Source organism: Veillonella faecalis (assembly GCF_024677885.1).
Classification (GTDB): domain Bacteria; phylum Bacillota; class Negativicutes; order Veillonellales; family Veillonellaceae; genus Veillonella; species Veillonella nakazawae.
Genome location: NZ_JALBWL010000001.1, coordinates 84,712 through 111,017, shown reverse-complemented (window position 1 = coordinate 111,017; position 26,306 = coordinate 84,712). Strand labels below are relative to the sequence as shown.

Genomic DNA, 26,306 nt, shown 5'->3' with positions numbered 1-26,306 from the left:
CTAGTAAAATTATATAGTCATACTATCGTACATGATAGAGTTTAGAGAAATCTCATCGACTTCACGTGGGAACCTTGATGGCTAGGGGCCTTAGGCCCCTACCCATTAAGCAAATATTCTATTTTTTATAACCTGTATGTTGAATCGGCAAAGATCTACGTGGTTCTCCGTCAATACGACGATACGCATTTGCAATAGCTGGTGCAATTGGAATACTGGAAATTTCACCAATACCTTTAGCGCCGTATGCATATTGTTCTGGTGTCCCCTTTTCAATCAAACTTACATGAATTGGTGGACATTGTGTCGCTCGAAGAAGACCTAGAGTGCCGTATTTAGCTGTTACATAGCCATCTTTATAAGGGAAGTCTTCTGTTACAGCAAAGCCCATACCCATGATAGCGCCGCCTTCAGCTTGACCAGCACAAGATTGTGGGTTAACTACACGACCTACGTCGTATGCTACATGTAAATCAGCAATTTTATTATCTTCACCAATTGTTGCTACACAAGCACCGTAACCATAGGCAACGTGATTTTTTGGATGTGGTTTATCAGAGTTGAATGGATCTGTTTCACCAAGGAACTCTTCATAAATTTCTACACCATTCAGTTCTTCTAATGACTTAGTTTCTAACATTTCTTTCAAGCGAAGACTTGCTTTGCGAGTTGCTTCACCAGTGAATACTGTTTGACGAGATGCAGTAGTTGTACCAGAGTCTGGTGTACGTACTGTGTCAGGGCGTTCTACAAATACTTTGTCAGCTGTTAAACCAGTTGTTTCACAAAGAACTTGAGTAGCCATAGTAGCCATACCTTGACCGATACAAGCTGCGCCAGTACGGATGCGAACCACACCGTCACGCACTTCTAAGATAATGCGGCCAGTATCAGGTAACCCTACACCGATACCACTGTTTTTCAAGCATACAGCAAGACCTGTACGGTCAGATGCGTAGTATGCATCTTTTACTGCTTCCAAACATTCTGCTAATGCAGTTTCTTCGGAGCAAATTTGGCCATTTGGTAAGGAGTCACCAGGGCGAACAACGTTTTTATAACGGAACTCCCAAGGATCCATGCCTACCAATGCTGCTAATTCATCAATATTTTGTTCTTGACCAAAGATAGTTTGTGTTACGCCGAACCCGCGGAATGCACCACCAGGAACAGTATTTGTGTAAACACAAACGCCATCAAAGGCAAAGTTATCAAATTTGTAAGGACCACAAGAGTGTGTACCTGCACGTTGAAGTACAGGACCACCTAAGGATGCATATGCACCACAGTTAGATACGATGTTTACCTTACTTGCTACCAAGTTGCCTTCTGCGTCACAAGCAGTAGTAATATCCATTTCCATCGCATGGCGTTTAGGATGAATATTAAGACTTTCTTGACGAGAGAAGAGAACCTTAGTTGGTTTGCCTGTAAGCCAAGCTACAAGAGATGCATGATGCTGTACGCTCATGTCCTCTTTACCACCAAAGCCGCCACCTACGAGCATGCTATGAACTTGTACAGATTCCTCAGGGATGCCAAGCATACGAGACACTTCATGGCGATCATCGTAAACGTTTTGGCTACCAGAATGCAAATGAATTACATCGCCTTCACGATATGCTACAGCACATTCAGGTTCCATGAATGCATGATCTGTTTGAGGTGTGGAATAGTGATTTGTTACTACAAATGCAGCCTCTGCAATAGCCTTATCTACATCACCACGAGATAATGTTTGACGAGTCAATACATTTCCGCTTGGATGTAATTGAGGTGCATCTGGTTTTAATGCTTCTAATGGGTCTACTACAGGCTCTAACTCAGTATAATCAACTTCAACGAGAGCAAGAACTTCATCTAAGTATTTTTTCTCAGTTGTCGCTACTAGTGCAATAGCATCACCGACATAACGAGTGATATCGCCTTCTGCAATGAGCACATCCCAGTCTGGTACCAAGTGACCAGTCTTATTGAATGGAACATCTTTAGCAGTTAAAGCCGTTACACATTTAGGATGTGCAAGTGCTTTAGAAACATCAACGCGATCAACTCTAGCGCGAGGATATTTAGAGCGCAATGCTTTAGCATAAATCATGCCATCCATATGTATATCATCAGCGTATTGTCCAGTACCTAGTGCTTTTTCCTCTGCATCTACACGGTGTAAACGAGCACCTACATTACCAGTTGTATCCTTTTCAGGAACTGGTAAGTTCTCACGGAACATTTTTGCTGCCAGCATAATGCCTTCTTCAATTTTTACATAGCCTGTACAACGACAAATGTTGCCTAAAATAGCTTTTTTTACATCATCAGGTGTAGGGTCATTATTTTCATCAATCAAAACTTTTGCACTAATAATCATACCTGGGATACAGAAACCACACTGCACCGCTCCGCATTCACCAAAAGCATAGGTGTATACTGCTTTTTCCCGTTCTGTTAGGCCCTCAATCGTTACAACTGATTTACCATCCAATTGGGATAATTTGCTTACACAAGCCTTAGCTTTTTTTCCGTCTATAATTACTGTACACGTACCACAAGCACCCGCACTACAACCTTCTTTAGTGCCAGTTAATTTCAAATCAGCTCGCAAGAAATCAATTAAACGCTGATCCTCTTGAACCTCATGTTGGGTGCCATTCACTTGAAAGCGGTACATATATAGCCCTCCTTTCATTAAGGAATACATTCACCAAGATATGATTCTATTAAGGATCCATCTTGTACCACATGGTGACCTCTAAGGATTACATCGCGAACCTTACCGGTTACGGATAACCCCTCATAAGGTATATAGTCAGCCTTTGTATGGGCAGACTCTTTGGAAAGAACGTGTTCTACGCTCTTATCAACAATTGTAATATCCCCATCACTACCTACAGCTAATGTCCCCTTCTTAGGATACATGCCATATAGTTTCGCTGGGTTTTCACTAACTAGTTTCATAAAATCTACGGCACTCATATTGCATTGGTTTACCAATACATCATAAGCGACGATGCCCCGCTCCTCAGCGCCTGGAATACCGCCTGGAATACGGGTAAAGTCATGACGACTTTTTAGTTTTTGATCCTCAAAATTGAAGCTACAGTGATCGGATCCAATAGTTTGGAATGTTCCATTTACTAGGGCTTCCTTTAATGTCATTTGATCTACTTTGGTTCTAAGAGGTGGACTCATCACATATTTAGCGCCTTCATAATTTGGCAAGCTATATCGTGATTCATCAAGTACCAAATATTGTGGACATGTTTCACAAGTCACGGTATGACCTAATGAGCGTTCTCGAAGGATTTCTTCTACCCCTTCTTTAGAACTTACATGCACAATATGGACTGGATACTCTAGAGAAGCGCCGATTGTACTAAATCGTTTAATTGATTCGGATTCAATCATAGCTGGTCTCGTAAGAGGATGATTACTTATATCTAGTTCACCGCGCTTACGCTTACTAGCTACGAGTGCATCGATGAGATCACCAGTTTCACAGTGAGCTCCTACAAGTGCGCCTGTTGGTTTTATAGCTTCAATAGCATCATAAATCTCACGGTCCGTTAAACGGAAGCCATAAGCTAAATATACCTTAAAGGATGATACACCAGCTTCAACCACTTTTGGGATTTCACTGGCCACAATATCATTCATTTCTACAAGCTCCATATGGAATTTGTAGTCACAGGAGCAATGCCCTGCGGCACGCTCCTTATGAACTTCTAAGCCTTTACAAAGGGATCCTTCCTCAGGAGAAGCAAAATTAATGATTGATGTTGTTCCACCAAGAATAGCGGCTTTTGTACCACTATCAAAATCATCCGCAGTAGACGCTAAGGCATTTGTCATCTGAAAGTGTGTGTGTGGATCTATGAATCCAGGGAACACATAGCAACCTTTTGCATCAATTACTTTAGCTCCTTCTGGAACAGGAACGTGTTCATCGATGGCGACAATTTTGTCGCCATCAATTAATAAATCTCCGGTAAGGATTCGATCAGTTAAGACCAAGTCCCCTTGTTGTATGATAATCATGATACATAGTACACATGCTCTTTACAGAAGGCATGTACAACTCCTTTCAATTCTTCAGGTAATGCATCAATGTCACATACGGCTTCTTCACCTTTGAAGCGGTAACCACAGCTAGTGCCTGTGATGTAGAAACCATCATTTGTACTATCTGCTAAAGCTTCAGCATTGTGGAAGAATGTAATGCGATCCTTGTATGGTTGACAAGGTTCTACGCAATGACATGCACAGTTACCACACTCATTACAGCTTTGATCTACATGGACGATCAATTTAGCATCATTTACAGTAACGACTTCATTACATCTATTAGGACATACGCGAACGCAAGCACCACACACTACGCGGCAGTGGTAGTCAGAGCTACGTGTACCAGGGAAGGATGGCATTGCTTCACGTTTTTTCTTCATTGCATCGCTCTTCTTGAAGATTTTATTTTCACTAATATCTTTAGCAAGTTTAGCGATTAGATCTTTATGCACTTTCAAAGCAGCGTTGTAATCGGTAGATTCAACTTCATCTGCTAAGCCTTTGAACGTATTGTAACCTTCGCCTTGTAGAAGAATTGTACATACTGTTACAGGCCAGATACCACAATCAAAGATAGCTTTGATATTTTGTTTTACAGCACCACCACTGTAAGACATTGGTAAACGTTCGCCGAATTGAGCACTTAAAAGCTCAGCTACGCCAATTGTTACAGGTAACAAGGATTTACCAGACATGTACATTTGCTCACCTGGCAATTCATTATTATGAATTTGTACAGGGAATGTATTTGTCAATTTAACGCCAAAGATCTTGTTGTGTTTTTCACCAAGAGCGATAAGACGTTCTAACATTGGAACAGCTTTATCGAATTGAAGATCAACTTCGAATTGATGATCTTCAAAGTCAATATATTCAAAACCAGCATTATCTAATAACTCTCGAATACGTTTTGGACCTAATAATGTAGGGTTGCATTTCAAGTATAGATGAAGACCTTTTTCACTGATTAGGTAAGAACAAATGGATTCGATTTCTTCAGCCGGGCAACCGTGCATTGTGGACAATGTGATTGCTTGGCAAAGTTCATCGCTAATGGAGTTGATGAAATCAGCATCGATATGTTCAAATTCATCTACATGATCAAGACACCATTGTTTGCATTCATCCCACATAGGAGATTGAGATGCGCTACGCATTGTGTTGATGAATTTATCAACCATTGGGCTCTTAATACCAGCTAAATTGTAACCAACACTCATGATAAACAAGAAACCATCTGGATCGCCTAAGCCTAATTCTTTAGAGATCAATTTCAATGCGAACCAAGCTTTGATGTATTCATCAGCAGCTTCATCACAGCTATATTCAGAAGACCATTCTACGTTGTATGCTTCGTCTACAGAGTAGATACAAGGTCTAGGAATACCTAATTCTTCACCGTACATAATTTGTACAGTTTTCAATTCGATGCAACGAGCACCAGCTACATAAGAAGCCACAATATTTTGTGCCAACTGTGTATTAGGGCCAGCTGCAGGACCTACAGGGTTTTCAATGGATTTACCAAAAATAGATAATCGTTGATCATGATTCGTACGATGAATTTTATTTACATTGTAAATACGATTGTACATCTTGTACTCAGTCATAATGTGGTTCATCAAATTTCCGAAACTTACCGGATACATAATGTCACTCATAATGTCACACTCCTTTAAAGCGCTTGCGTTATGGGTTTAGTCGTTTCCATAAACCTTTAGATGTTGCTAAAACTTCGTTCATTACTTCAGCTTTGTCGATGCCTTGTAACTTACGATCGATCATACGTGGTACACCATCACTAATAGTTGTCACCACATACATACCATTAGCACCGAATAATAAGTGACCATTGATGTTATTTTCATCAAGTGGCGTTGGTGCTGCGTAATCAAGAACGATTACGTCAGCTGCGGCACCTTTTTTAAGGATGCCAACTGTAGTATCGAAGAATTCATTCGCCATTTTGCGGTTGTTTTCAAATAGCATATGAGGAACTTCACCCCAGCCTACATATGGTTTATGTTGCTCATGTTTTACAAGGCAGTTTGCTACTTTGTAAGATTCGAGCATGTCATTTGTGTAACCATCTGTACCTAGACCAACTGTGATACCTGCACCTAATAGTTTCAAGATATCTGTTGTGCCTAATGCATTACCCATGTTACTTTCTGGGTTGTGTACAACCTTAGCTTGAGATTCTTTCAATAATTCTACATCTTGGTCTGTTACGTGTACGCAGTGACCAGCGATGCTCTTAGGACCTAAAATTCCAGCTTCAACAAGTCGTCTAACAGGTGTCATGCCATATTTTTCTTTACTATCTGCCACATCTTCAGGGCCTTCTGCAACATGAACATGATAACCTAATTTATCTTCATTTTGAGCTTTCACATAATCTAAAGTCTCAGAACTTAAAGTAAAGGATGCATGCAAGCCCATCATAGCAGCAAGTCTAGATGGATCTTGTTTTGCTTCTTTACCAAAGCGTACGTTTTCTGCAACAGCAGCTTTCATTTGATCTACGCCGTTGCGGTCAGATACTTCATAGCATAAACAAGAACGAACGCCGAACTGTTTAGCTACATCAGCAATAACAGATAAGCTGTTATGAACTTCACCATAAGAAGCGTGGTGGTCAAAAATAGTAGTTACACCATTTTCGATACAGCCTAAATACGTAAGTAATGCGCTTGCTTTTACATCAGGAGCTGTCAATTTATTATCTAAGTAGAACCAAAGTCTTTCCAAGATTTCACCGAAGTTAGTCGGTGCTGGACCTGGTAACGATAAGCCGCGTGCAAGAGCAGAGTAAATATGATGATGTGCATTGATAAAGCCTGGCATAATCAAACCGCCATGAGCATCAATAATTTCTGCATCTTTATATTGTTTACATAATTCATCATATGTACCAATATCTATAATCTGAGTTCCGTCAATAACAACAGCACCATCATAAATGATAGGTCTATCAGTATCGCGCGTAATTACAGTACCTTTTCCTAATATAATCATAGGGCACCTCCCCAACGAAACGTTGGATGCATACTTATAAATCTATATATTATTATAATACGATACGCGTACCTGTTTTTCCTGCTATACCATCCTTAGATTTTTCTAATAATGTGATAATGGAAACACGGCCTTTTTTAGATTCCGCAAAAGCAATAGCTGCTTCTACCTTAGGTTTCATAGAGCCTTCTGCAAATTCGCCTGCTGCTGCATATTTTTTCGCATCTGCCACGGTTATTTCATCTAGCCATTTTTCATTTTCTTTACCAAAATTAATGGCAACCTTTTCAACAGCGGTTAATATAACAAGTACATCTGCATCAATTTCTTGTGCTAATAGGCTACTAGTCCAGTCTTTATCAATAACGGCTGCTGCACCATGAAGTTCATTACCTTCTCTAGTTACAGGGATACCGCCACCACCACAAGCAACGATTAGTTGTTTACCTACTAAGCCTTTAATAGCTTCAATTTCGATAATTTCCTGAGGTGCTGGAGATGCTACTACACGGCGATAGCCGCGACCTGAGTCTTCTTTTACAACGTAATCATAATTTTTTTCTGCGTATTCAGCTTCTTCTTTAGTCATAAAGTGACCGATTGGTTTTGTTGGATTTTGGAATCCAGGGTCATTTTTGTCAACTAATACTTGCGTAACCATTGTCATAGTTGGTAGATGTTCAATACCACGATTCAACAACTCTTCGTGAAGGGCATTTTGTAAGTCATACCCGATATATGCTTGGCTCATGGCCACACATACGGACAATGGTGTATTAGGTTGTCCTTCTACTTCTCGTGTCAATGCAGCCATCGCATTGTTGATCATACCAATTTGAGGGCCATTGCCATGAGTTACTACCACATCACAATCAGCTTCTACTAAATCAATAATCGTTTTAGCTGTACTTTTTACTGCAATTTTTTGTTCCGGAAGGGAATTACCTAATGCATTCCCACCTAACGCTACTACAACTCTTTTTTTCATGTTATGCCTCATAACAAACTATTAAGAATAAAAAGGGGCCATCAACACGGATGGCCCCTAAAGTTTACTTTACGGTTGAACTCGGTCAGTTCCCTTCCGTTCTAATTCTTTTAAGGTTTCTACAGGATTCTTAAATTTGCTTAAGAAGATCATAGCTGCAATAACATATGGTTTGTAGCTTGCTTCTTTATAAAGAGGTACGCGATAGCGATCGAATACTGTTGCGTCTACTTCGCCTTCTTCACAACTTACACCTGTAATATCTGCTGGTAAGCAATGTAAGTAAAGAGCTTTACCGTCTTTAGTGAGACTCATCATCTCTTCAGTACATGCCCAATCTTTATGTTTACCATTTTCTTCAAGAAGAACTTTTTCTAATGCTTTAATGCCTTCATGGTCGTTTTCGCCATACAATTTCGTACGTTTTTCCATCGCACCAAATGGAGCCCAGCTCTTAGGATATACGATGTCTGCATCTTTGAAAGCATCCTTCATGTCGTTAGTTCTACGGAAGGAACCGCCGCTTTCTTCAGCTTGTTTCTTAGCGATTTCTTCAACTTCTGGCATTACTTCATAGCCTTCTGGATGTGCTAATACAACTTCCATACCTAAACGAGTGAATAAACCAATAGCACCTTGAGGTACGGATAAAGGTTTACCATAAGATGGAGAGTAAGCCCAAGTCATAGCAATTTTTTTGCCTTTAAGATTTTCTACACCACCGAATTCTTTGATGATATGAGCCGCATCAGCCATAATTTGTGTTGGATGGTCGATATCACATTGTAAGTTTACAAGTGTAGGACGTTGTTCTAATACGCCATCTTCATGACCTTCTTTAACTGCATCAGATACTTGATGCATGTAAGCATTACCTTTACCGATGTACATATCATCACGGATACCGATAACGTCAGCCATGAAGGAGATCATATTCGCTGTTTCACGAACTGTTTCACCGTGAGCAATTTGGGATTTACCTTCATCCAAATCTTGAACTTCAAGACCTAACAAGTTACAAGCAGAGGCGAAGGAGAAACGAGTTCTTGTAGAATTATCGCGGAATAAAGAAATACCAAGGCCACTGTCGAATACTTTAGTGGAGATATTGCGTTCTCTAAGAGCTCGTAACGCATCTGCTACTGCCCAAACACCTTTTAATTCATCTTCAGATTTTTCCCATGTAAGGAAGAAATCTTCGCCGTACATTTTGCTAACGTCTAAGTCTTTTAAAGTTTCAATACTTTTATTGAAGTCTGTCATCTGTAAGTCCTCTCTTTCAATTCCCTAAAGGGCTACTTAGGATCTAACTTTATACGATACCTCATCCAATGGTGAGGTACCGTATTAAATTTGTAGTTATGAACGATGTTCTAGTGATTTCCGTTTTAAAGAGATCTAATCCAATTTATGTGATATTAGTCTTTACAGTATACGGATGGCAATAATGCATATACAGCCGCACATGTTACAAGGTCTTGTTTCCATGTAATTTCGTTAGGAGCATGTGCTTGTGCTTCTGCGCCAGGACCGAAGCCGATGCAAGGGATACCGTTACGGCCCATGATGGAAACACCATTTGTGGAGAATGTCCATTTATCAGTCAATGGGCGAGCTTTACGCATTTCAACTGTATCTTCAGCGCCGATACGTTCATTACCATACAAGCTAGTGTATGCTTCTTCCAAAGCTTCTGTTACTTTGTGATCTTTAGGAATTACCCAAGTTGGGAAGTAACATTCGATTGGATATGTTAAACCAGTCCAGGATGGACGAGCATATTCATACATGGATACTTTCGCACCATATTCTTTAACATGTGGTAAAGCTTCGATTTCTGCCAAGCAGGATTGCCATGTTTCGCCAGCTGTCATACGACGGTCCAAGGAAACGGCGCAAGAGTCAGCTACTGCACAACGGCTTGGAGAAGTGTAGAAGATTTGGGAAGTAGTTACAGTACCGCGACCTAAGAAGCGAGCTTCTTCGTAGTGGTCAGGGTTGAATTTAGGGTCAAGCATTTTTACAAGACCTTTAATTGCTGTGCTTTCATCAGCAGAGTTAGCATTCAAATCACGGATATCTTGAAGAATGTCTGCCATTTTGTAAATTGCGTTGTCACCGCGTTCAGGAGCGGAGCCATGGCAAGATACGCCTTGTACGTCTACGCGGATTTCCATACGACCACGTTGGCCACGGTAGATACCGCCGTCAGTTGGCTCAGTAGATACTACGAATTCAGGACGAATATTGCGTTCTTTAATCATGTATTCCCAGCAAAGACCATCGCAGTCTTCTTCTTGTACTGTACCTACAACAAGTACGCGATATTTATCACTTAAAAGACCTAAGTCTTTCATGATTTTAGCGCCGTATACAGCGGATACGATACCACCTAATTGGTCGGATACACCACGACCACCGATTTTAGTTTCATCTTCGAAACCTTCATAAGGATCGAAATTCCAGTTATCGCGATTGCCAATACCTACTGTATCGATATGAGCGTCGAAGGCAATAAGTGTTTTACCAGTACCCATGTAACCAAGAATGTTACCCATTGGATCTACTTCAACTTCGTCGAAGCCAAGATCTTTCATTTCTTTTTCAATGCGTTGAACGTGCTCTTTTTCTTCTGCACTTTCACCAGGGAATGCTACGATTTCACGTAAGAACTTGGTCATCGCTGGTCCATAAGTTGCTGCTGCTTGTTTAATTGCTTGTAAATCCATAATTAATGCCTCCTAACGATCTTCACCATACCACATAATGTTTTTATATCTTTCAGGGTCTGTATCACCTTCAGTGGAGAAGCAGAGCACCTTTGAAGACGCATCTAATTCTAATTCCTTGCGTAAGTCTTCATATTCTGGCATTGTCATAATTGCCGTTACAAGACCTAGTGGAACTGCACCAGATTCACCTGTAGTGATTGGTGTATCACCTTTAATCGGTGCACCACCAATGCGCATCCCAAGTCTTGCTACCCAATCAGGAGCAGATACGAATACATCCGCATGGTTTCTCAAAATATCCCATGAAACTGTATTTGGTTCACCACATGCAAGTCCAGCCATGATTGTTTCTAAATCACCCTCAACGATACGAGGATTACCATCATCAGCTACAGCCCCTTTATATAAGCAAGCTGCTGCTTCAGCTTCTACAACCACTAATTTAGGTTTCTTAGTTGCATTGCTGTATAAATTAGTGAAATAACCTACTACAGCACCTGCTAGGGAACCTACACCAGCTTGTACAAATACATGAGTTGGTACCTTACAGTTTTCAGATTCTAACTGATTTGCAGTTTCCATAGCCATTGTGCCATAGCCTTGCATGATCCAGTTTGGAATTTCTTCATAACCTTCCCATGCTGTATCTTGAACTACAACACCATTTGGAACTTCTTTAGATTTTTTAGTTGCTAACCGTACACATTCATCGTAGTTGAATTCTTCGATTGTTACGGTAGCACCTTCATTTTCAATTTGTTTCCTACGATATTCTGTAGAGCCTTTAGGCATGAACACTACTGCTTTTTGACCTAATTTATTAGCAGCCCAGGCTACGCCACGTCCGTGGTTACCATCAGTAGCTGTAAAGAATGTAGCTTGTCCGAATTCTTCTTTTAATTGTGGAGAAGTTAATACATCATATGGTACATCTTCAACATTTTTACCAGTTTGTTGAGCTACATATTTTGCCATTGCATAAGAGCCGCCTAATACCTTAAACGCATTTAAGCCAAAGCGGTAAGATTCATCTTTTACAAAGAGAGAATTAACACCGATATAATCTGCTAATTTTTCTAGCGATACTAGTGGAGTTACACTATACTGTGGAAAACTTTCATGAAACGCTTTTGCTTTCTTAATTTCTCTAACATCCATAACGGACAAAAACTTGTCACTAGATGGTGCCATCGTATTACGTTTCCACTGAATTCGGTCCATATTTGCCTCCTAGGATTCTTCCTTTACAGTATTTAAATCACTATAAAGAGTAAACTTAGAAATATTGAAATACTCCGCAATCTTTTCTGAAGATTTAGAGATAAGAAAAGCCCCTTTTTCATTTAAGTAGCTAATAGCTTTTAGTCGCTCTACTTTATTCATGAGTGGTCCAGGTTTGCCAACTAATCGTTCTGCTTCTAGTAGTAAATCATCTAATAGTTCCGATACACTTGTAGTAATTTTTTCAACAGTGCCATTCTCTGCTTGGCCTATCCCTATAAGACTTTCAAGTGATCGATGCATCATAACAAACTCTGTGATATCCTGATTAATTCCTAATAGGTAATCAATATTGCCATTATCATCACGGATATACATGGTAGAAGATTTTAATATTCGTCCATCCTTAGTTTTTGTTAGATACCCAAATCTACCTTCACTACCATCATCATAGTTGAGTACATCTAAAACCACATGTGATGGACCATCACCAACATGACGATTTGTTATCGTACCATTTTCTATATATACAAGTGATGTATCGAGATCTCCTTGTAAGTCATGTATTAGTACTTCACAAGATGGTCCGAATTGTATGGCCAATCCATGGGCTATTACTTTTAGCCGTTCCAATGTACTCATTGAGATAACCTCCCTCTCATCGGTATCGGTTAACTTTATGGTCTAAATAACTTCAGTCCGCTTACATAGTTAGCATTATGAGAATAATTCTAACTATTTTTGTATCAACCTAATTTTTTGTTAGGTTCCTTACTTAAATTATAGGTCTATGTATACAAAAATGCAACGCTATTATGCATTAAAGTTATTTATAAACATACAGATACATACATCCATTGTTACAAACACATACACCTCCTGTGATTTCCATCACACAAACTGTCTGTTATAAAAATTTTTAATGACCTTTGTACTATCACATCTATATAATTAAATCTATTCAAATTCTATAAAAATCAATGTATATCTATATTTTTATATGTATTAATTCTATCTGCTATGTCATTATGCATATATATATATTATAAATATTCCTACTATTTATAACTATCAAAGAGTTACGTCTATATACATAGTAAGTGTAAATAATCTCCTTATTGCATACAAAAAAGGCTGTAATAACGACATATCGTTATTACAGCCTTTATATACTGTTATCTGTTAGGATTTATGTTAATGGCTAAGAGTAAATTATGCGTTTGCTAATGTTTTACCCAATTCTTCACATTGTGCTTTACCATCATCATCAGGTTCACCCAAGATTGCCACGCCATCAGCTACTAATTCGCCACCAGCGTCTTTAATGCGAGTGCCCCAGTCTTCTAACCAAGTGCCACCCCAACCATAGGAGCCAAAGATTGCTACTTTTTTACCACCCAATTTAGCTTCTAATTCTGTGTAGAATGGTTCAAATTCGCCTTCTTCTAATTGTTCTGCACCCATATCAGCACAGCCAAGAGCTAGTTTTTCGTAAGCTGCTGCGTCATCTACGGATACTTCAGAAACAGATTTCACTTCAACTTCTTGACCTGCAGCTTTGATACCTTCAGCTACTGCTTGAGCCATTTGTTCTGTATTGCCTGTACCAGACCAATAAATTACACCAATCATCTTGTACCTCCTAGGCCGTTCTTGCGACCAATGAACTAAATGTTTTTCCCAACATCAATTGAGTTTGACAAAATTCACGACATGCTTTGTAACATAAGAAAGAGCGCTTTGCATCTACCACATCATGGTAAACTTTCCACTCTCCACACATACGATATCCACTGCCACGACGAGAAATAAAATATTTCACATCATTTAACGGATAACCTAGAAATACGCCGATTTCATGTGGAAAATCAACACTTGCTTCCATACGATATCTTAGGTGCTCAAGCATCTCCATAATGCTCATGCGATCATGATAACCGTAGGCTTTCAAAAATGTCATAACTGCAGGTTGCCGTACATAGTCTCGTAATTGTTTCTCACGGAATACCAATAATAGTCTACGCGCTTTACAGCGACATAATTCAAAGAAGAACAATCCTTTTTCATTGAACTCTTTATTATATTCTGTCAATACAAATTGGATTTGTTCATTCATGTCCCGTGGAATAGAAACCAAGTTCGAAAGCTTAATACCTCGAATTGCCGGTGCACAATGATATCCAATGATATGGTCAATTGAATTCATCATAATAGTACCTGCCTGTTGCACATCGTTAGAACTTTCTCTAATGAGAATAATTCCTATATGCCAATAGTACTCTTGATGAGAAAAATTGTCAAGAATAATTGATATATATTTTCAATAATTATTTATTTTTTTACGGTTAGCAAAGTCTTAACTTTAGGGAATATTACAGCATCATTAGCTTCATCTATAGCTATAAAGCGTGCATTCGGACCAGTATATTTATCATCAAAAAGGCTAATATGTAAAACTTCATTATAAGAATTATTATTAGCTACGCTTTTATATTTTAATATTCCTTCATATACATTACCTTGTTTAGCTAATGGCGTTACAACTGTGAAAGTACCAAGGATTGGACTATCCCCCTTATTAATAGCAGAGGCAAGTGCACCTAGTGAAGATGGATCTGCATTGACATGCTTAGTTTCACTCATGCGACCAGATAATTGCTTTCCTAATACTACATCACCATATACAGCATAGTTCATTTCATTTTCGTTTTTAATATTCAATGTAGATACATTAGCAGAGGTAGCACCCGCTTCTATAAACACAGATTTAATATCTTTTTTTGCCTCGCCTGCAAAAAGTGCTTTAGGATTATTTTGATACATTGTAACACCTTCAGGTAATTTAACACCTTGATATGTTACAGTTTGACTTTTATTCAAAACGGACTTAATGTTTGCTGCAGAACCTATTGCTGGAACAGATACTAATACAGCAGCTGCAGTAGCAAGTAATACTAATTTTTTCATATGTCTCCTCTAGTGAAATGTTAATGTCACAAACTCTCAACATTTATAGTAACAACACAGTAGTAAAGAACCGCCCTTAATGGAGCGGTTCTTTATCATTATCTTAGCAATGTATATGACTGACTAAATTATTTCTTTTGTGCCTTAGCCCAGCTATCGCGTAACCCAACAATACGGTTCATTACGATATGATTTGGTGTGCTATCTTTATCAGTTACAAAGTAACCTTGGCGCAAGAATTGGAAATGGTCTCCTGGTACAGTATTAGCAAGACATGCTTCCCCTTTACTACGGAATACTTGTAAAGAGTCATGGTTGAAATCGCCCAAGAAGTCTTTACCATCGGAATCTTCTTTAAGTAAATAATCATATAAGCGAGATTCAATATCTACTGCAGTAGATGCTTCAACCCAGTGCAATGTCCCTTTTACCTTACGAGTGCAACCGCTGCCGCTCTTAGTTTCTGGATCATATGTACAGTGTATTTCTGTAATATTGCCATTTTCATCTTTGATAACATCAGTACATGTAATGAAGTATGCACCTTTTAAGCGTACTTCTTTACCTGGTGCCAAGCGGAAGAATTTCTTAACTGGCTCTTCCATAAAGTCATTGCGTTCAATGTAGATTTCACGACCGAATACAACTTCACGGTTACCCAACTCTTCATTTTCTGGATTATTTTCAACTGTGCAAAGTTCAGTTTGACCTTCTGGATAGTTCGTAATAACAACTTTCACAGGATCAATAACTACCATAGGGCGTGTCGCTTTGAGTTTCAAATCTTCACGGATACAGAACTCAAGCAAAGCAATATCAACAACGCTATCAGCTTTAGCGACGCCAATGCGATCGCAGAAATCACGAATTGCTTCTGGCGTGTAACCACGACGACGCAAGCCAGAAATAGTAGGCATACGAGGATCATCCCAGCCAGCTACGAGACCAGCTTCCACAAGTGCACGCAATTTACGTTTGGACATAACCATTTTAGTTACATTTAAACGAGCAAACTCAATTTGTTGCGGAATTTCAGTATCATCCCAATCCTCAAGTACCCAATCATACAATGGACGATGAACTTCAAACTCTAAAGTACAGATAGAGTGTGTAATACGTTCGATAGCATCTTCAATAGGATGAGCAAAGTCATACATAGGGTAAATCTTCCACTCATTGCCTGTGTTATGATGTTCTGTATTTACAATACGATAAATAACAGGGTCACGCATAACGATATTAGGATGAGCCATGTCGATTTTTGCACGCAATACCTTTTCACCATCAGCGTATTTACCATCTTTCATTTCTTCGAAGAGTTTCAAGTTTTCTTCTACACTACGATCGCGGTATGGGCTATTAACACCAGGTGTAGAGAAATCGCCACGGGTTTGTTTAATTTCATCAGCCGTTTGATCATCTACATACGCTTTGCCAAGAGCGATTAATTTCTTAGCATATTCGTACATTTGACCAAAATAGTCAGATGCATAACGTGGTTTATCAGCCCAATCAAAGCCGAGCCATTTTACATCTTCCATGATGGAGTTTACGTATTCAACATCTTCTTTTGCAGGATTCGTATCATCAAAACGAAGATTTGTTAAGCCATTGTACTGTTTGCCAATACCAAAGTTAAGACAAATAGATTTAGCATGACCAATATGTAAGTAACCATTTGGTTCTGGCGGGAAGCGAGTTAACACACGACCACCGTATTTGCCAGTTTCGTTATCTTTGTTGATGATAGCTTCGATAAAGTTAACAGACACAACTTCTTCAGGAGCTACAGTTTTTTCAATATCTTTATGTTCCAACGTTCTAACCTCCATAGGATAAATATTCTTTTATTTTACCATATTTTGCATAATACCGCATATCTTTTGAGGTCTTGTGATATTAGTCGAAATCAGCTAAGTCTATACCAGCTTTTTTAAGCTCTTCTAAGGCAGACTCTACATCCATTTCTGGTTTCTTATAGTTAACTTCTTCATTAACACAGGTCTTTAATGGTTTCTTATGAACGCCAGCAATAATATTGTCAGCCGTCAAAATAGACATATCATAACGCGTACGATCAGTATAAGAACCAATATGTGGTACGATAAGACAGTTCTCAACATCCAATAATGGATGATCTGCTGGCAATGGCTCTGGATCAGTTACGTCAAGTGCTGCGTAATCGATTTCACCTGTTTTTAGGGCATTAATCAAAGCATCTGTATCAACGATAGGTCCACGGCCAACATTAACAAACAATGCAGTATTCTTCATTTTTTTGAAGAATGCTTCATCACACATGTGATATGTTTCATCTGTTAGTGGAGCCATCACACAAACTACATCACTAGTAGCTAACAAGTCATCTAATTCCATATACGTAGTTTTATGAATCTTGTCATCAATACGCTGATTACGATTATGGTATACCACAGTCATACCGAATGCACGGGCACGACGAGAAATAGATACACCAATAGCCCCCATCCCAATAATACCAAGGGTACGGCGACTCAAATCAAAACCTTTAATATTAGATGGTCTTTGAGCCCAACGTCCTTCTTTTACGAAATTAGCATTTTCCAGAATACGACGACTAGCAGTGGCAATCAATGTAAAAGCAAGCTCTGCTACGGTTTCATTAAGAACACCTGGCGTATTGCCATAAGGAATACCTGCTGCCGTTAATTCATCAATTTTTACATTATCATAACCCACAGCTGCTTGAGCAATAACCTTTAAATTAGGTGCATTTTTTACAAGATCACCGTCTACATCTAAAGGGCGAACACACCACAAACCATCCGCATCAACGAGCCATTCCTTTAAGGTCTCACGAGGCATTACAGTCTTTTCAGTCCATTGGCGCACATCTACGTGCTCTTTTAAATAAGCAATTGCATCTTTACGGACTAAACCGTTTACAACAACTAGAGGTTTTTTTTCCATATGTATAAGTCCTCCAAAAGCGTCTTATAATACACGCACAAGAATTTCGCGTTAAAGTTAATATTATATATTTCTACTATATACTTATATTTTATACTAGAAAGCTGGCGTAATACAACAAAAAGGAGTAAGGCCTAGGCCTTACTCCCTTTATGTAGCTTTAAATTTGAATTATTTCAAATCTGCTGTACAGTTAGGACATTTAACTGCATCAATGTGAATTTCTGTTTTACAGAATGGACATTCTTTAGTTGTAGGTGCTTCAGCAGCTTCTTCTTCTTTCGCGTTTTTCATCATTTTAGCTAATGCGCGAACCATCAAGAATACAACGAACGCCAAGATTAAGAATTGAATCAAATCAGTAATAAATGTACCGTATGGCAATACAGAACCAACTGCACGAGCTGTATTAATATCAGCACCAGACATAAATGCATCTTTAGATGCAGCATTTAATGGCAAGTACAAGTTACTGAAATCAATACCGCCTGTGAACAAGCTGATAATAGGCATGAACAAGTTGCTTACAACGGAGTTAACCAACGCTGTGAAAGCAGCCCCAATAATCATACCAATAGCAAGGTCCATCATGTTACCTTTGAATGCAAAAGCTTTAAAATCGTTCAAAAAATCTTTCATGTTCTCACTACTCCTAGATACACTTAATTGAGAATGCGTTAATAACTGTACTAATCATAAAGGAAAGATGAAGAGATGTCAATATTTTTCGATGTAGTTTTTCGAATTTATTTAATATAGTTTTTCATAGGTCAATCTAAAATTGTAATAAATCAGTATTTATGCGTACTTTTCGCACCATGTTAAAAGGTGCCAATCACGAATGTGATTAGCACCTCTACTGTCATACAACGTCTATTATTGTATAGATTCGACAATTATTTAATTTTATCCTCTATAACCTTTCCTTCTTGTAAAGGTCCACTTTGTTCTTTGAGGCGAGCCAACATAACAGAAGATACGAACATCGCCACACCAGCGCCTATCGTTTTAATAGATAAGCTTTCACCAAAGAACAAGAAGCCATAGAAGGAACTGATGAATACACCAACATATTGTAAGAATTGTGCCACTACAGCGTTAGTTGTAACAAAGGCACCAGTCAAGAAGAACTGAGCCACTACACTAATACCACCAATCGCCAAGATGATAAGCCAATCTGTGCCTTGAGGCATAACGAGTTTATCAGTTGTAACAAGTCCTGCAATCATACCTGTAATCATAAAATACGCCATAATTTCGAAATTACTATGTTTACCTCGCTTAGATATAAGGCGAATCGTTGTATACGCAGCCGCAGATAAAGCAGCCCCTAAAATAGCTACTAAGGCAAACCAAGTAAAGCCGGTAAAGCTAAATGGATTTACCATAACCATTACAGCTACAAAGATTAAAAGAAGCCATTTCCCAGCCCCTTTAGGTACCCGTTCTTTAAGAAATAAGGCGCTAAATATCAATACAAATATACCTGATGTTTGAAATAGAATCGTTGCATCAGATAACTTTAAATGCACTAAGGCAATAAAGTTACAAACCATACCAAAGCCGCCGTATAAACCGCGCATTAGTAGATGTCCTCTATCTTCTTTAGAGAATCGGATGCCTTGGGTATACATAACGATAAGAACCGCTACCGTACCAAATAAGCCACGGAAAAAGGCAATTTCCCCAGAAGGAATATTAGAGCCTAGCATCTTTACGAATAAATTCATCGTACTCAACAAAAGAGCCGATAACAATGCGTACATAAGGCCTTTTTTAGCCATACTACCTCCCTATACACTTCTACTATAATGTAACTACATAGTTACTGTCCTGTATTATCTATATAAGCACTCCGATATACAGGAGATACAGAATTCACAAAGCCAAAATATATGCCGCCCTTCTAACGAAAGGCGGCATCGTATTATTTAGAGAACGTATCTACAAAATCAAGAATTTCTTGTTTCATATCCTCTTTATCGATTGCTTTTGTGAAACGCAACGGTTTAGATTTCAAAGCTTCCAATTGTTTAGGGAATGCTACACCCGTTACAGCAGAAATATTATCTAAGCTTTCATACGGTGTGTCACCTACTTTGATATCTAAAGCCTCGCAAATGGCTGTAGGGAATTTAAATGGATGTGCAGTAGACGCAATAATTGTATGGCGTGCACCGTCTTCAGGATGTTTTTCTAATTCCTTCATGTATGCACCCATAGCTACCGCCGTATGAGGGTCCATTACATAACCATAGGAGTTGTACACTTGTTCAATGATGGCTTTTGTTTCTTCATCATCAACGTAGGCACCTGCGAAATTAGCTTTAACACGACTGAACTCTTCTTCATTGACAGTCAATTTACCTGTTGCTTTAAGATCTTTCATCCAACCAGCGGTACGTTCACTATCTTCACCAGAAATATAATACAAGAAACGTTCAAAGTTGGAGGATTCAAGAATATCCATAGATGGAGAAATCGTTGTATAGAATGGACGATTCATATCGTATGTGCCAGTTTCAAAGAACTCAGTGAGCACATTGTTTTGGTTGGATGCACAAATCAATTTACCAATAGGAATACCCATTTTTTTAGCATAGTAAGCAGCCAAGATATTACCAAAGTTACCTGTTGGCACTACTACGTTGAAAGCTTCGTCTTCGTGAATAGCACCTTGTGCTACGAGCTCAGCATAGGCATTTACATAGTACACTACTTGCGGTGCCAAGCGGCCGATGTTAATGGAGTTCGCACTGGAGAACATAACACCTTTTTCCGCAACCTCTTCTGCTGTAGCCTTATCAACGAATAAGCGTTTCAAGAATTGTTGAGCATCATCAAAGTTACCATGAATCGCAGTGACATTAACATTCTCCCCTTCTTGCTTTTGCATTTGTTCTGCTTGCATAGGGCTTACACCATCTGTTGGGTAGAATACTTGGATATGTGTACCAGGTACATCTTTAAAGCCTTCCAGTGCGGCTTTACCAGTATCACCAGATGTAGCCGTTAAGATAAGAACCTCTTTTTTCTCACCTTCTGCTTCTTTTGCTGCCACCAATAGATATGGGAATAAGGACAATGCCATATCTTTGAAAGCTTGTGTACGGCCGTGGAATAATTCCAATACAGAAACCTTTTCTAATAAGGAATGTAATGGTGCAATATCACGAGTACTGAAATTAGCATCAGAGTATGCAGAATTGATCATTTCATTTAAATGAGCTTCAGAGAAGCATGGGAACAACTTAGATAATACAATAGCTGCTACCTCTTGATAGTTTTTATCTTTCACATCATTGTAAGTTAAGCAGTTTGTAGGGAATAAAGATGGTACATATAGACCACCATCCTCTGCTAAGCCGTGCAACAATGCATATGTTTCATTTACCGCAACGGTACCGCGGGTGCTAGTATAATTCATGGAATACCTCATTCATAACTACAATGGATTTTACGAGTTTAATAGATTTATTATAGCATAAAAGCGCCCCTAAAAGGAGCGCTTCTATAGAATTTATATGGTATTTTCACTCAAATTATATGCTGCTAACAAAACTGAGCATCACAAACCATATAAATCATGCATAAACTAGCTATGCAGATTATAATTCGCCTTCTGCAATAGCATCCAATGTATCAAGGGATGGAATAAAGAAGAGCATGCCTGTAATAGGTTTGGAATAATCAAGCAATTTATCATTTTGCGTAAACATATTAGTAAGCATTGTTTTAGTTACATCCCAGTAACGAGCATAGCCAATAAAGTATGTACCACGTACACCTTGACCCGGTTGAGCAAAGGCTACATTCATGCGCACGATTTTATGTTCTTTATCATCGCGATTATCTTGAGCCACTACATTATGAGCTGCTGGATCTTTTTCATCATCTTCTAACTCAATATCGCTGAATTTACGACGGCCAATAAACTTTTCTTGCATTTCTGTAGGAAGCGCACGCCACGCATCAAGATCGTGTTCATATTTTTGAGCAAATGCATAAGAGCCATTAATGAATTCAGGATCTTCATCACCAATAACGCCCCACTCTACAGCTTCTTGACCAACAGGGTTTTCAGTACCATCTACGAAATCGATGATGGCGCGACCTTGTTCATAATGGAAGCCATGAGTTTCATCGACTACAGTTGTAATAGGACGTAAGAACTCCATAATTTGATCCACTACAGTATATGTAACGGACTCATCATTAGAACGTACATGTAAGAATAAATCAGCTGCTACAGCTGGTACGTCTTGTTTATCACCTTTAATACCTTGGAAGTCTTCTAACTCTTTTGGTACAGGTGCATTAGGGAATAAATAATCCCATGCTTTCCGGCTGAAACCAAAAGCAATGCCCAAACCTTCACCATTTGCACGAATGCTAACAGAGCGTTTAATAGCTTGAATGCGGTCCGCCATATCTTGAATCACTTCGAGTTCAGCGTCACGATCTTTACGATTTAATAATAATGTTGTAAAATTTACACTTTGTCCAGCATCTTTATACACATCTTGTGTTCTAGAAACATCTACTGCCATAAGAACCTCCTAATGATAAAAACTATTATTATTAATAATAAGCTTTTAATCATTTATTGTCTACAAAATACGTCATATTAAGTAAATGAAGCATATCCGTCCATAAAGTAGTTGCAGATTATACAAATACTTAAAATATAGAAGAAAAACCCGCACAGTAGTGCGGGTTTATTTTGGTGGACCACCAGGGGTTCGAACCCTGGACACCCTGATTAAGAGTCAGGTGCTCTGCCAGCTGAGCTAGTGGTCCATGACACGACTAATTATATGCCTATTTTATAGGAATGTAAAGAATATTTATTACATTCCTATAAAACATATACATCAATATCGTCCTAGCCAATCCTTCATCGTATTACAAGCCTCCGTAGGGAGAATATCACTAGTTCCTACGCAGTCAGTACCACTATATAGTTGAAGAACACTATGCGTACGACTTACCTCTTTAATAATAATATTTGTCACATCAGCCTTTGGCACATTAAATTGCAATCCATAACGTCCCTTGTAAGTAATGACAGCAGATTTTGTATCGTATTCTATATGGACTTGAAGCATCTTGCCACCAGGCCAACATTCTTCAATATGTTCCTTTGATCTTGGTTTTAGAAAATCAAAAAATCCCATATTATCCTCCAATGCGCCACATAGGACGTTCTGGTTGTTCCATACCTACGCCATCATGACGTTCTTGCTTTCGCTGCAATGCACGTTCAATATGCAAAGCTAAATCTTCCTCGGTCGCACCATTGCGCACAAGAGATACAAGATCAGCCTCATCATCACGCAACAAGCATAAACGCATTTGCCCATCTGATGTAAGACGAACGCGATTACATGTATCGCAGTAGCTATGAGACATAGAAAAGATGAATCCTACAGCCTTTCCACTTGGTAGCGCTAAATACGTAGCAGGGCCAAAGCCATAAACGGAATGTACTTCTGTAAGCGGACCTCCACTAACACGTTCTAATTGAGCCTTCCATTCATCAAAGGTTGGACCATGGAACGCATCGCCTTGGAATGGCATATATTCAATAAAACGCCATACAACAGGCCACTTTTCTACATACTGTAATAAAGATTTAACTTCATCATCAGACCAATGGCGAGATAATACGGTATTAATCTTTACTGATTTAAAATTCTCGCTAATAGCACTGCGAATACCATCTAATACGGAATCTAGCTGCCCCTCTTTGCCTACACAAGTGGCAAAGGCATCACTTTCAAGAGAATCTAAACTGATATTCACTCGGTTCAAACCAAGTTTTTTCAATCGTTGTGCTCGAGATGCAAGCAAGCTACCATTAGTAGTCATAGATATATCTTCAAACCAACCAGTATCCTTAATACGAGTTAAAAGCTCTTCAATATGAGGATATAGCAATGGCTCGCCACCAGTTAAACGTACCGCTTTCACGCCGATACGATGGAAGGCACCTAAAATAGTCATCCATTCATCAACTGATAATAATTGGGTTTGACTTTGAGGTGTAATTTCAGCAGGTCGACAATAGGGACAACAAAAATTACACGCATCTGTCAGTGACAGACGTACATATTCAATTGTACGGCCCCATGCGTCTTTCATAACACACCTCGTTTGTACGACTAAGTTATTTGATAATAGATACTTCATCACCTACGTGAATCGTACCATTTTTAAGGACTTTGCCAAAGATGCCTTGTGTAGGCATGATACAAGATCCTACTTGTTTCATGATTTCACAGCCATGATGACATTCCTTACCAATTTGAGTAATTTCAAGAATTACATCACTGCCAATTTGTAATTGTGTACCTACGGCTAATTCGTAAAGTACCATACCTTCAACAGTGATATTTTCTGCAAAATCACCCGGTTTAACATCCGCCCCTTGAGCGCGCATATGATCTATACTTGCAATGCCAAGCAAGCTGATTTGACGATGCCAGTTACCTGCGTGCGCATCACCTTCCATACCGTGATCTACAATAAGATTAGCGGATTCAATATTATGTTTCTTTTGCCCTTTTTTCTCACTAATAGAGATAGCAATAATTTTTTCTTCTGCCATGTAGCCCTTCCCTTCTTATGGGAACATACCATATATACATAACTTTATTTCAACATGTAATTGCAGTCATTTTTATAATTTTCATGTTCCTGAAAGCATCACAAAATTATTCTACAATTATCTATCTATTATAGCATAGTATTCACACAAATTTCCTGTGAATTTAATCACTAAAAAAGAACTCTGCTCCAAGAAACAGAGTTCTTTTTAGTAATTTTTATCGGCGACCCATTTCTTTAATTTCGTCACCATGATTAACACCATTAAATAGTAAGTTAAGCAAAATTGCCATAATACTACCAAAGGTAATACCAGATTTTAAAATAATTTGTGCCCAAGCAGGGAAATTAGCATAAAAGTTTGGTGCTGCGATTGGGATCATAGCTACACCAATACTGATAGCTACGAGCATTAAATTATGGTTGCCTTCAAAGCTAACTTTGCCTAAGGAACGAATACCACTAGCAACGATCATGCCGAACATGGCAATACCAGCACCGCCCAACACGGCATTCGGAATGCTAGCTACAATGGCTGCTAATTTAGGGAATAATCCCAATAAAATTAAGATTACACCCGATGCAGCTACAACAAAACGGCTCTTAACACCTGTTACGGCAATAAGACCAACGTTTTGAGCGAATGCTGTGTAAGGGAAGCTATTAAGAATACCACCAATAATTGTAGATACCCCATCAGCACGAATAATAGAAGCAAGTTCTTTACGACCAATTGGCTTATCTACGATTTCACCAATAGCGATACTATCACCAGTTGTTTCTACCATAACTACGAGCATTACGATAATCATGGAAAGTACAGACGCCCAATCAAAGGTTGGTAACCCGAAATAGAAAGGCTCAATAAACGCAATCCAGTGGGAACGACCAACTTCATCAAAGTTTGTAACGCCCATGGCAAACGCAATCGCTGTACCTGCAATCAAACCAATTAGTACAGAAAGATTACTAAAGAATCCTTTGGCAAATTTATAAACAAATACGACAATTAAGAAGGTAAGGAACCCTAGTCCAATATTAGTAAAACTACCAAATTGAGGATTACCTATACCGCCGCCCATCCAATTAATAGCAACTGGCATCAAGTTAATACCAATAATGGTAATAATTGTACCTGTAACTACAGGTGGGAATAAGCGAATAAGACGACTAAAGAAGGGAGCTATCAAGAAGGTAAATAAACCGGCTATGATAATAGCACCATAAATAGCAGTCATACCATGCTGAGCACCAATCATGGCCATAGGTCCAACAGAAGCAAAGGTAACACCTTGGATCATAGGAATACGTCCACCAATTTTACCAAAACCTAATGTTTGGATTAATGTGGCGATACCGCAGGTAAATAAGTCCGCTGTAATTAATCGAATCAAATCTTCCATAGGTAAATTCATGGCCTGTGCCACAATAATAGGTACAGCAACGGCACCTGCATACATGGCCAGTACGTGTTGTAAACCAAAGGCAAAGAGCTGTGGTATTGGCAACATACTATCGACCGTATTCATTTGTTTTTGATCTGTCATAATGTCTCCTACATCAAACCTCGAAATAACACCCATTTATTTTACACTATCGTTCGGATTTTAACAATAGAAAAAAGAGAACTCATTATTTTTAAAAGAAATAATAAGTTCTCTTTCGATATTTTTCCGAACGTTAGATTTTTAAAAACCTTAATCGTTCGAAATCATCCACAGTATTATTGATTAGTATATACAGTCGTATATCTTGTTATT

Annotated in this window: 22 protein-coding genes and 1 tRNA gene; all 23 read right to left on the bottom strand. The window is 38.8% G+C overall.

What is annotated here, in order from left to right; translation table 11 throughout:
* Positions 1 to 118 precede the first annotated feature (118 nt).
* Positions 119 to 2,668, bottom strand: coding sequence for a selenium-dependent xanthine dehydrogenase (gene xdh / locus MOQ65_RS00515; RefSeq protein ID WP_257846344.1), 2,550 nt, complete (start codon positions 2,666 to 2,668; stop codon positions 119 to 121).
* 17 nt (positions 2,669 to 2,685) lie between these two features.
* Positions 2,686 to 4,035 carry a dihydropyrimidinase gene (hydA, locus tag MOQ65_RS00510; RefSeq protein ID WP_156719036.1) on the bottom strand — a complete coding sequence of 450 codons (1,350 nt, stop codon included), beginning with the start codon at positions 4,033 to 4,035 and terminating at the stop codon, positions 2,686 to 2,688.
* Positions 4,032 to 5,723 (bottom strand): selenate reductase, encoded by a 1,692-nt coding sequence (locus MOQ65_RS00505; RefSeq protein WP_156719037.1) that lies wholly within the window; start codon positions 5,721 to 5,723, stop codon positions 4,032 to 4,034. The genes hydA and MOQ65_RS00505 overlap by 4 nt, the downstream gene beginning before the upstream one ends.
* Before the next feature lie 28 nt (positions 5,724 to 5,751).
* Positions 5,752 to 7,080: a putative aminohydrolase SsnA gene (gene ssnA / locus MOQ65_RS00500; RefSeq protein WP_156719038.1), complete on the bottom strand. Its 1,329-nt coding sequence runs from the start codon at positions 7,078 to 7,080 to the stop codon at positions 5,752 to 5,754.
* Between the two features lie 52 nt (positions 7,081 to 7,132).
* Positions 7,133 to 8,068 (bottom strand): carbamate kinase, encoded by a 936-nt coding sequence (gene arcC / locus MOQ65_RS00495; RefSeq protein ID WP_156719039.1) that lies wholly within the window; start codon positions 8,066 to 8,068, stop codon positions 7,133 to 7,135.
* A gap of 69 nt (positions 8,069 to 8,137) precedes the next feature.
* Positions 8,138 to 9,331: a knotted carbamoyltransferase YgeW gene (gene ygeW, locus MOQ65_RS00490; protein WP_024065750.1), complete on the bottom strand. Its 1,194-nt coding sequence runs from the start codon at positions 9,329 to 9,331 to the stop codon at positions 8,138 to 8,140.
* Positions 9,332 to 9,486: 155 nt separating this feature from the next.
* Positions 9,487 to 10,797: a YgeY family selenium metabolism-linked hydrolase gene (locus MOQ65_RS00485; protein ID WP_060924011.1), complete on the bottom strand. Its 1,311-nt coding sequence runs from the start codon at positions 10,795 to 10,797 to the stop codon at positions 9,487 to 9,489.
* A gap of 12 nt (positions 10,798 to 10,809) precedes the next feature.
* Positions 10,810 to 12,021 (bottom strand): diaminopropionate ammonia-lyase, encoded by a 1,212-nt coding sequence (gene dpaL, locus MOQ65_RS00480; RefSeq protein WP_257846343.1) that lies wholly within the window; start codon positions 12,019 to 12,021, stop codon positions 10,810 to 10,812.
* A 9-nt stretch (positions 12,022 to 12,030) separates the two neighbouring features.
* Positions 12,031 to 12,663 carry a helix-turn-helix transcriptional regulator gene (locus MOQ65_RS00475; RefSeq protein WP_105085934.1) on the bottom strand — a complete coding sequence of 211 codons (633 nt, stop codon included), beginning with the start codon at positions 12,661 to 12,663 and terminating at the stop codon, positions 12,031 to 12,033.
* Between the two features lie 570 nt (positions 12,664 to 13,233).
* Positions 13,234 to 13,653, bottom strand: coding sequence for a flavodoxin (locus MOQ65_RS00470; RefSeq protein WP_105089459.1), 420 nt, complete (start codon positions 13,651 to 13,653; stop codon positions 13,234 to 13,236).
* Between the two features lie 10 nt (positions 13,654 to 13,663).
* Positions 13,664 to 14,251: a DUF3793 family protein gene (locus tag MOQ65_RS00465; protein ID WP_308221068.1), complete on the bottom strand. Its 588-nt coding sequence runs from the start codon at positions 14,249 to 14,251 to the stop codon at positions 13,664 to 13,666.
* Between the two features lie 101 nt (positions 14,252 to 14,352).
* Positions 14,353 to 14,988, bottom strand: a complete 636-nt coding sequence (locus tag MOQ65_RS00460) for a hypothetical protein (protein WP_257846341.1) — start codon at positions 14,986 to 14,988, stop codon at positions 14,353 to 14,355.
* A gap of 128 nt (positions 14,989 to 15,116) precedes the next feature.
* Positions 15,117 to 16,805 carry a glutamine--tRNA ligase/YqeY domain fusion protein gene (locus tag MOQ65_RS00455; RefSeq protein WP_257846340.1) on the bottom strand — a complete coding sequence of 563 codons (1,689 nt, stop codon included), beginning with the start codon at positions 16,803 to 16,805 and terminating at the stop codon, positions 15,117 to 15,119.
* Between the two features lie 82 nt (positions 16,806 to 16,887).
* Positions 16,888 to 17,937, bottom strand: a complete 1,050-nt coding sequence (locus MOQ65_RS00450) for a 2-hydroxyacid dehydrogenase (protein WP_105089462.1) — start codon at positions 17,935 to 17,937, stop codon at positions 16,888 to 16,890.
* 171 nt (positions 17,938 to 18,108) lie between these two features.
* A complete protein-coding gene (gene mscL, locus MOQ65_RS00445; protein ID WP_105089463.1) occupies positions 18,109 to 18,576 on the bottom strand; it encodes a large conductance mechanosensitive channel protein MscL in 468 nt (155 codons plus the stop codon).
* Positions 18,577 to 18,833: 257 nt separating this feature from the next.
* Positions 18,834 to 19,721: a DMT family transporter gene (locus MOQ65_RS00440; RefSeq protein WP_257846339.1), complete on the bottom strand. Its 888-nt coding sequence runs from the start codon at positions 19,719 to 19,721 to the stop codon at positions 18,834 to 18,836.
* A gap of 143 nt (positions 19,722 to 19,864) precedes the next feature.
* On the bottom strand, positions 19,865 to 21,364 hold the full coding sequence (gene thrC / locus MOQ65_RS00435) for a threonine synthase (protein WP_257846338.1): 1,500 nt from the start codon (positions 21,362 to 21,364) through the stop codon (positions 19,865 to 19,867).
* A 181-nt stretch (positions 21,365 to 21,545) separates the two neighbouring features.
* Positions 21,546 to 22,487, bottom strand: coding sequence for a Dyp-type peroxidase (locus MOQ65_RS00430; RefSeq protein WP_257846337.1), 942 nt, complete (start codon positions 22,485 to 22,487; stop codon positions 21,546 to 21,548).
* Between the two features lie 174 nt (positions 22,488 to 22,661).
* A tRNA-Lys gene (locus MOQ65_RS00425) sits at positions 22,662 to 22,737 on the bottom strand.
* A 74-nt stretch (positions 22,738 to 22,811) separates the two neighbouring features.
* Entirely contained in the window at positions 22,812 to 23,114 is a 303-nt protein-coding gene (locus MOQ65_RS00420; RefSeq protein WP_105089469.1) for a hypothetical protein, read from the bottom strand.
* Between the two features lies 1 nt (position 23,115).
* A complete protein-coding gene (gene moaA, locus MOQ65_RS00415) occupies positions 23,116 to 24,081 on the bottom strand; it encodes a GTP 3',8-cyclase MoaA (RefSeq protein WP_105089470.1) in 966 nt (321 codons plus the stop codon).
* Positions 24,082 to 24,106: 25 nt separating this feature from the next.
* Positions 24,107 to 24,547: an MOSC domain-containing protein gene (locus MOQ65_RS00410; protein ID WP_257846336.1), complete on the bottom strand. Its 441-nt coding sequence runs from the start codon at positions 24,545 to 24,547 to the stop codon at positions 24,107 to 24,109.
* A gap of 217 nt (positions 24,548 to 24,764) precedes the next feature.
* Positions 24,765 to 26,093: a nucleobase:cation symporter-2 family protein gene (locus tag MOQ65_RS00405; protein WP_257846335.1), complete on the bottom strand. Its 1,329-nt coding sequence runs from the start codon at positions 26,091 to 26,093 to the stop codon at positions 24,765 to 24,767.
* Between the last annotated feature and the right edge of the window lie 213 nt (positions 26,094 to 26,306).